Origin of the sequence: Kitasatospora sp. NPDC056783, from assembly GCF_042789895.1 — a bacterium.
Classification (GTDB): Bacteria; Actinomycetota; Actinomycetes; order Streptomycetales; family Streptomycetaceae; genus Kitasatospora.
The window spans coordinates 1-6,734 of the sequence record NZ_JBHUAF010000446.1 but is presented as its reverse complement, the minus strand read 5'-3'; the positions used below and the strand labels follow the sequence as shown (position 1 = coordinate 6,734).

General features: G+C 71.6%; 4 protein-coding genes. 3 read left to right on the top strand and 1 reads right to left on the bottom strand.

Annotated features, from left to right (window positions below):
• Positions 1–121: 121 nt before the first annotated feature.
• On the bottom strand, positions 122–835 hold the full coding sequence (locus ACFRMQ_RS36375) for a hypothetical protein (protein WP_380735113.1): 714 nt from the start codon (positions 833–835) through the stop codon (positions 122–124).
• Positions 836–954: 119 nt separating this feature from the next.
• On the opposite strand from ACFRMQ_RS36375, the gene ACFRMQ_RS36370 reads away from it, so the two are divergent.
• The 3 genes from ACFRMQ_RS36370 (at position 955) to dnaE (ending at position 6,715) form a co-directional block, all read left to right on the top strand.
• Entirely contained in the window at positions 955–1,788 is an 834-nt protein-coding gene (locus ACFRMQ_RS36370; protein WP_380735112.1) for a hypothetical protein, read from the top strand.
• Positions 1,781–3,043: a hypothetical protein gene (locus tag ACFRMQ_RS36365; protein WP_380735111.1), complete on the top strand. Its 1,263-nt coding sequence runs from the start codon at positions 1,781–1,783 to the stop codon at positions 3,041–3,043. Before ACFRMQ_RS36370 ends, ACFRMQ_RS36365 begins: the two co-directional genes overlap by 8 nt.
• A gap of 138 nt (positions 3,044–3,181) precedes the next feature.
• The gene (dnaE, locus tag ACFRMQ_RS36360) at positions 3,182–6,715 is read left to right on the top strand and encodes a DNA polymerase III subunit alpha (protein ID WP_380735110.1); all 3,534 of its coding nucleotides are present in this window, start codon (positions 3,182–3,184) and stop codon (positions 6,713–6,715) included.
• Positions 6,716–6,734 lie beyond the last annotated feature (19 nt).

Below are 6,734 nucleotides of genomic sequence, written 5' to 3'. Positions count from 1 at the left end.
GCGCGGGGAGCCGGGAGCCGGGAGCCGGGAGCCGGGAGCCGGGAGCCGGGAGCGCGGGACGGCGGCCCGGCCGACGTCCCGCGCGGGGACCGGAGATCGCCCGATCGGGGGATGGCGGCGATCATGACAGTGCCGACGTCACCCGGGCGAGGCGGTCCGCCGAGAGGGCGAAGCCCTTGGCGGGGTTGCGGAAGGAGTAGCGGCCGTCGTTGATCCGGTGGCCGTCGCCGGTCGTCGTCCAGGTCGTCGGGCCGTAGTGGCCGTGGTCCTCCAGCATCGCCGCCGCGAGCAGTTCGGGCTTCTCGACGGTGGTCCGGGCGCGCAGCGCGGCCGCCACCCGCTCGACGGCCGCGGCGGGTGCGGCCACGTCTCCGAACGCGGGCAGCAGGAGGAGCAGGCGACTGTCGGCGTCGGTGGTGCTGCCGCCGTCCAGGCCGTTGTCGGCGGCGGATGCCAGCTCGGGCCAGGACAGTCCGGGGCCCATGAAGTGGACGTCGTCCCGTGCGAGCAACTCGGCGCGGTCCCAGGCGGGGTGGTGCAGCAGGTAGTCGGTGCCCGGGGCCTCCTCGTCGTTGCGGTAGACGACGTACAGGCGGCCGCCGGCGACCGGGACGGTGAAGGTGGGCCAGTCCGCGCGTTCGGACAGGTCGCGGTGGAACCTGTTCGAGGCGTGGTCCGCGCCGATGAGAAGCCTTCTGGCCCGCTTGCCCTGCAGGCAGGGGTGGAGGTGTCCCAGCCAGAAGCGGGGCTCGTCGAGAACCTCGGGCAGGTGGGCGAGAGGGCCGCCGTCGTAGCCGGGGAGCCGGTCCGGGTGCAGGTCTGCGCTGGTCGTCACGGCCACATCATGCCGCCGGGCCGTGGCGGTGCGCAGGGAGTCGGCCGGGCCGGCATCCCGCGCGAGGACCGCCCACCCCGCCGCCCGGGCGGCGGGGGCCGGGGGGCACCATGGACCGCATGCACTCCGACCACTACGCGCCGACGACCACCCTCCTCGGGCTCCTGCCGCGCGGCCGGGGCCAGGGCGCGCTGATCGCCGCCGAGGACCGGTCCTCGGTCGCCGACCTGGTCCACGGCTGCGTCCGCTGGGAGTGGCGCTGGGACCGGCAGGTCGACTCCCGGCACGTCTACCTCGCCCGGCTGATCCGGGACCTGGAGCTTCCGCTCGGCCCGGTGATCGAGCTGCTGGCCCGTGACGAGGACACCCGCCGACGGGCCGCCGGCGTGCTGGAACCGCTGGCGCTCGGCGGCTCGGCGGAAGCAGAGGAGGCCCTGCGGACGGACGTTCGGGAGACCGGGGCATCCCCGACCGCGCCCGACGAGGAGCGGGACATCGAGGAGCGGGGCAAGGCGGAGCGGGGCAACGAGGAGCGGGGCAAGGCGGAGCGGGGTAACGAGGAGCGGGACCTCCCCACTCTCGTCGCCGCGTTGGAACAGCACTGGGTGGACCGGACCTGGTGCGGCCCGGCCTCCCTCGCCCGCGGGCTGGCCCGGTTCGGCCCGGAGGCCGCCGGGGCCGTCTCCCTGCTGCGCCGCTTCTGGCTCGCCACCCCGCACTCGTACGAGCGCCCCGCCTACCTGGAGGCGCTGGCGGCGATCGGAGCCGCAGGCCTGGCCGAGGCCTACGTCGAGTCGCTCTGGGACTGCGAACCGGCCGCCCGGCTCCTCGCCGTCGAGCACGCCCCCGACCGCCCCGACGCGCTGCGCAGGATCGCCGAGCTCCGCGACGATCCGATCGAGGACCCGGCGGTCCGGGAGGCCGCCACGGCCCGGCTGGTCCGGCATGGCTGAGGACACGGAAAGCCACTCCTACCGCCCGGTGGACACCCTCCTCGGCCTGCTCCAGCGCGGCCGGGGCCTCGGCGCGTTGCGGGCCGCCGACGACCCCACCGCCGCCGCCGACGCCGTCTACGCCTGTGTCCGTACGGACTGGCGCTGGGACTGGCTGGTCGACGAGCACCGCGTCTACCTCGCCCGCCTGCTCCGGGACCTCGCCCTCCCGCTCGCCCCGGTCGCCGAGGCCCTGGCCGCCGCCGACGGCCACGGCGCCGAGGAGGTCGCCGGCGTCCTCGAACTGCTGGCCCTCGACGGCTCCGCCGAGGCCCGGGAGGTCCTGCGGGCGTACATCCGCGAGGGCGGGCGGTGGCTGCCCGTCCTGGAGTCCCTCTCCGGGAGCTGGCCGGTGGAGTGGTGGGAGGACCTGGCCGACACCGCCCGGGCACGCCTCACGGACGGCGACGACCCGACGCCCTGGGCGAAGGCCTGGGAGCACTGGGGCGTCGCGATCCCCACCCCGGACCGCACGCCCCCGAAGCCCCGCCCGTCGGCCGGGCTGACGAACGCGGAGCTCCTGGAGGCGATCGCCACCGGATCCGAGGACCGCCGGGAGGACGCCCTGTACGTCCTCCACCACGACCGTGACCCCGAGCCCGGCCTGGTCCCGCTCGTCCCGTCCCTCGGCACGGCGGACGGCAGGCACTCCCTGCCCCTGGTGACCGGCCTCCTGGCGAAGCTCGGCGCCCACGCCATGCCCGCCGCCCGCGCGTGGGCCGCCTCGGACACCCGCTGGCTGGCCTGGGAGGGGCTGCGGGTGCTGTCCGAACACGGGGAGCCCCAGGACGTCCCGGTGCTCCTCGCCCGGCTGGAGCGGGACTGGGCGGGCCGCACCTGGTGCGGCCCGATGTTCATGGCACGGGGCCTGGGCCGCCACGGGCCCGAGGCCGCCGGGGCTGTCCCCCTGCTGCGCGGCTTCTGGGTGAGCACCCCGCACCCGTACGAGCGCCCCGCCTACCTCCGGGCGCTGGCCGCCATCGACCCCGCCGGGCTGGACGAGGCGTACGTCGAATCGCTCTGGGACTGCCAGGCCGAGGCCCGTCTCCTCGCCGTCGAGCACGCCCCCGACCGCCCCGGCCTGCCGGAGCGCCTCGCCCACCTGCGGGACGATCCGCTGGAGTCCCCCGAGGTCCGGGAGGCCGCCGGAGCGCGACTCGCCGGGCCGGCCTGGGACGCCGCCGGCGACGCGAGGCAAGCCCCGCGAGGGGGCTAGAGTAGACGGGTGAACGCGTGAGTGACGGTCCGGGCCCCGAGAGGTGCTCCGGGCCACATCCATTTCCAGGGGCATCCCCTGTGACCTGCGCGTTCGCCGGCCCACCCGACCAGCACCAGAGCCTCCGGAGGCCCCGCCTTGAGCGATCAGCCGTTCGCGCATCTGCACGTCCACACCGAGTACTCGATGCTGGACGGTGCCGCCCGGCTGAAGCAGATGTTCAAGGAGGTCGAGCGCCTCGGCCAGACCCATGTCGCCATGACCGACCACGGCAACATGTACGGCGCCGCCGAGTTCCACAAGCAGGCCACCGCCGCGGGCATCACCCCCGTCATCGGCATCGAGGCGTACGTCGCCCCGGAGTCCCGCTCGAACACCAAGCGCATCCTGTGGGGCCAGCCGCACCAGAAGCGGGACGACGTCTCGGCGTCCGGCGCGTACACCCACAAGACCATCTGGGCCCGGAACAAGGAGGGCCTGCACAACCTCTTCAAGCTGACCTCGCGCTCGTACGCCGAGGGCTGGCTGGTGAAGTGGCCCCGGATGGACAAGGAGCTGATCTCCGACCTGTCCGACGGCCTGATGGCCACCACCGGCTGCCCCTCCGGCGAGGTGCAGACCCGGCTGCGCCTCGGCCAGTTCGACGAGGCGCTGAAGTCCGCCGCCGACTACCAGGACATCTTCGGCAAGGAGAACTACTTCCTGGAGCTGATGGACCACGGTCTCGACATCGAGAAGCGGGTCCGCGACGGGCTGCTGGAGATCAGCAAGAAGCTGAACATCCCCCCGGTCGTCACCAACGACTCGCACTACACCACCGAGGCCGACGCCGGCGCGCACGACCTGCTGCTCTGCGTGCAGACCGGCAAGAACCTCTCCGACCCGGACCGCTTCCGCTTCGACGGCACCGGCTACTACATCAAGTCCGCCGCCGAGATGTACGCGCTGGACTCCTCGGACGCCTGGCAGGAGGGCTGCCGCAACAGCCAGCTCCTGGTCGCCTCGCGGGTCGACACCGAGGGCATGTTCAAGTTCAAGAACCTGATGCCCCGCTTCCCGATCCCGGAGGGCTTCGAGTCCGAGGCGGACTTCTTCAAGTCCAAGGTCTGGGAGGGCATGGACTGGCGCTTCCCGGGGGGGTACGACGAGGAGCACAAGAAGCTCGCCGAGTACGAGATGGACACCATCATCCAGATGGGGTTCCCGGCGTACTTCCTCGTGGTCGCCGACTTCATCATGTGGGCCAAGAGCCAGGGCATCGCGGTGGGCCCCGGCCGTGGTTCGGCGGCCGGCTCGCTGGTCGCGTACGCGATGGGCATCACCGACCTCGACCCCATCCCGCACGGCCTGATCTTCGAGCGCTTCCTCAACCCCGAGCGCATCTCCATGCCCGATGTCGACATCGACTTCGACGAGCGCCGGCGCGGCGACGTGATCCGCTACGTGACGGAGAAGTGGGGCTCCGACAAGGTCGCCATGATCGTCACGTACGGCACCATCAAGGCGAAGGCCGCCATCAAGGACTCCTCCCGGGTCCTCGGCTACCCGTACGCGATGGGCGACCGGATCACCAAGGCGATGCCGCCGGACGTCATGGGCAAGGGCATCCCGCTGTCCGGCATCACCGACTCCTCGCACCCGCGCTACGGCGAGGCCGGCGAGATCCGCGGCCTGTACGAGAGCGACCCGGACGTCAAGAAGGTCATCGACACCGCGCGCGGCATCGAGGGCCTGATCCGCCAGCCCGGCGTGCACGCGGCCGGCGTCATCATGTCCGCCGAGCCGCTGACCGACCACATCCCGGTCTGGACCCGGCACACCGACGGCGTCACCATCACGCAGTTCGACTACCCGACTTGTGAGGGCCTCGGCCTTCTCAAGATGGACTTCCTCGGCCTGCGCAACCTGACGATCATGGACGACGCCGTCAAGGCGATCGAGAAGAACAAGGGCGAGAAGATCGAGCTGCTCAAGCTGCCGCTCGACGACAAGCCGACCTACGAACTCCTCGCCCGCGGCGACACGCTCGGCGTCTTCCAGCTCGACGGCGGCCCCATGCGCTCGCTGCTGCGGCTGATGAAGCCCGACAACTTCGAAGACATCTCCGCCGTCCTCGCGCTGTACCGTCCGGGCCCGATGGGCGTCAACTCCCACACGAACTACGCGCTGCGCAAGAACGGGCAGCAGGACATCACCCCGATCCACCCGGAGCTGGAGAAGCCCCTGGAGGAGGTGCTCCGGCCGACGTACGGCCTGATCGTCTACCAGGAGCAGGTGCAGAAGGCCGCGCAGATCCTGGCCGGCTACTCGCTCGGCCAGGCCGACCTGCTGCGCCGGGCGATGGGCAAGAAGAAGAAGGAGATCCTGGAGGCGGAGTTCGTCCCCTTCCAGAAGGGCTGCCGCGAGCGCGGCTACTCCGACGCGGCGATCCAGGCCGTGTGGGACGTCCTGGTCCCCTTCTCCGGCTACGCGTTCAACAAAGCGCACACCGCCGGGTACGGGCTGGTCTCGTACTGGACGGCCTACCTCAAGGCCAACTACCCGGCCGAGTACATGTCCGGGCTGCTCACCTCGGTCAAGGACGACAAGGACAAGTCCGCGGTCTACCTCAACGAGTGCCGCAAGATGGGCATCCAGGTGCTGCCGCCGGACGTCAACGAGTCGGACTCGGACTTCACCCCGCACGGTGACACCCTGGTCCGCTTCGGCCTCACCGCCATCCGCAACGTCGGTGGGCCGGTGGTCGATTCGATGATCCGGACCCGGAAGGCGAAGGGGAAGTTCGCGTCGTTCCCGGACTTCCTGGACAAGGTGGAGTCGGTGGTCTGCAACAAGCGGACCGTCGAATCGCTGATCAAGGCCGGCGCCTTCGACTCGCTCGGGCACACCCGCAAGGGGCTGAGCGCGCAGTTCGAGCCGATGATCGACAACGTCGTCGGGGTCAAGCGCAAGGAGGCCGAGGGGCAGTTCGACCTCTTCGGCGGCGACGCCACCGCGGACGAGCCGAGCTTCGGGCTGGACGTCGTGTTCTCCGAGGAGGAGTGGGAGAAGTCCTTCCTGCTCACCCAGGAGCGGGAGATGCTCGGCCTGTACGTCTCCTCGCACCCGCTGCACGGCATCGAGCACGTGCTCGCCGACAAGGCGGACTGCGCGGTCGCCGACCTCGCGGAGCGGCCGGACGGGACGATCGTCACCATCGGCGGCATCATCTCGGGCCTCCAGCGGAAGATGACCAAGCAGGGCAACGCCTGGGCGATCGCGACCGTCGAGGACCTGGCGGGCTCGATCGACTGCATGTTCTTCCCGGCCAGCTACCAGCTGGTGTCCTCGCAACTGGTCGAGGACGCGGTCGTGTTCGTGCGCGGCAAGCTGGACAAGCGGGAGGACGTGCCGCGGCTGATGGGCATGGAGCTCTCCGTCCCGGACCTCTCCAACGCGCACGCGGACGCGCCGATCATCATCAACATCCCGAGCGGGAAGGTCACCCCGCCGCTGGTGGCCCGGCTCGGCGAGGTGCTGGGGAGCCACCGGGGCAGCACCGAGGTGCGGGTGCGGCTGGAGAGCCGCAACAAGACGACGGTGCTGCGGCTGGACCGGCACCGGGTGAAGTCGGACCCGGCGCTGTTCGGTGACCTCAAGCAGCTGCTCGGGCCGAGCTGCCTGGCGGTGTAGGCGCGGGGCCTTCGGAGGG

Coding starts and splice junctions, on each gene's coding strand:
- ACFRMQ_RS36370 (WP_380735112.1), top strand. CDS start 955: ATGCACTCCGACCACTACGCGCCGACGACCACCCTCCTCGGGCTCCTG.
- ACFRMQ_RS36365 (WP_380735111.1), top strand. CDS start 1,781: ATGGCTGAGGACACGGAAAGCCACTCCTACCGCCCGGTGGACACCCTC.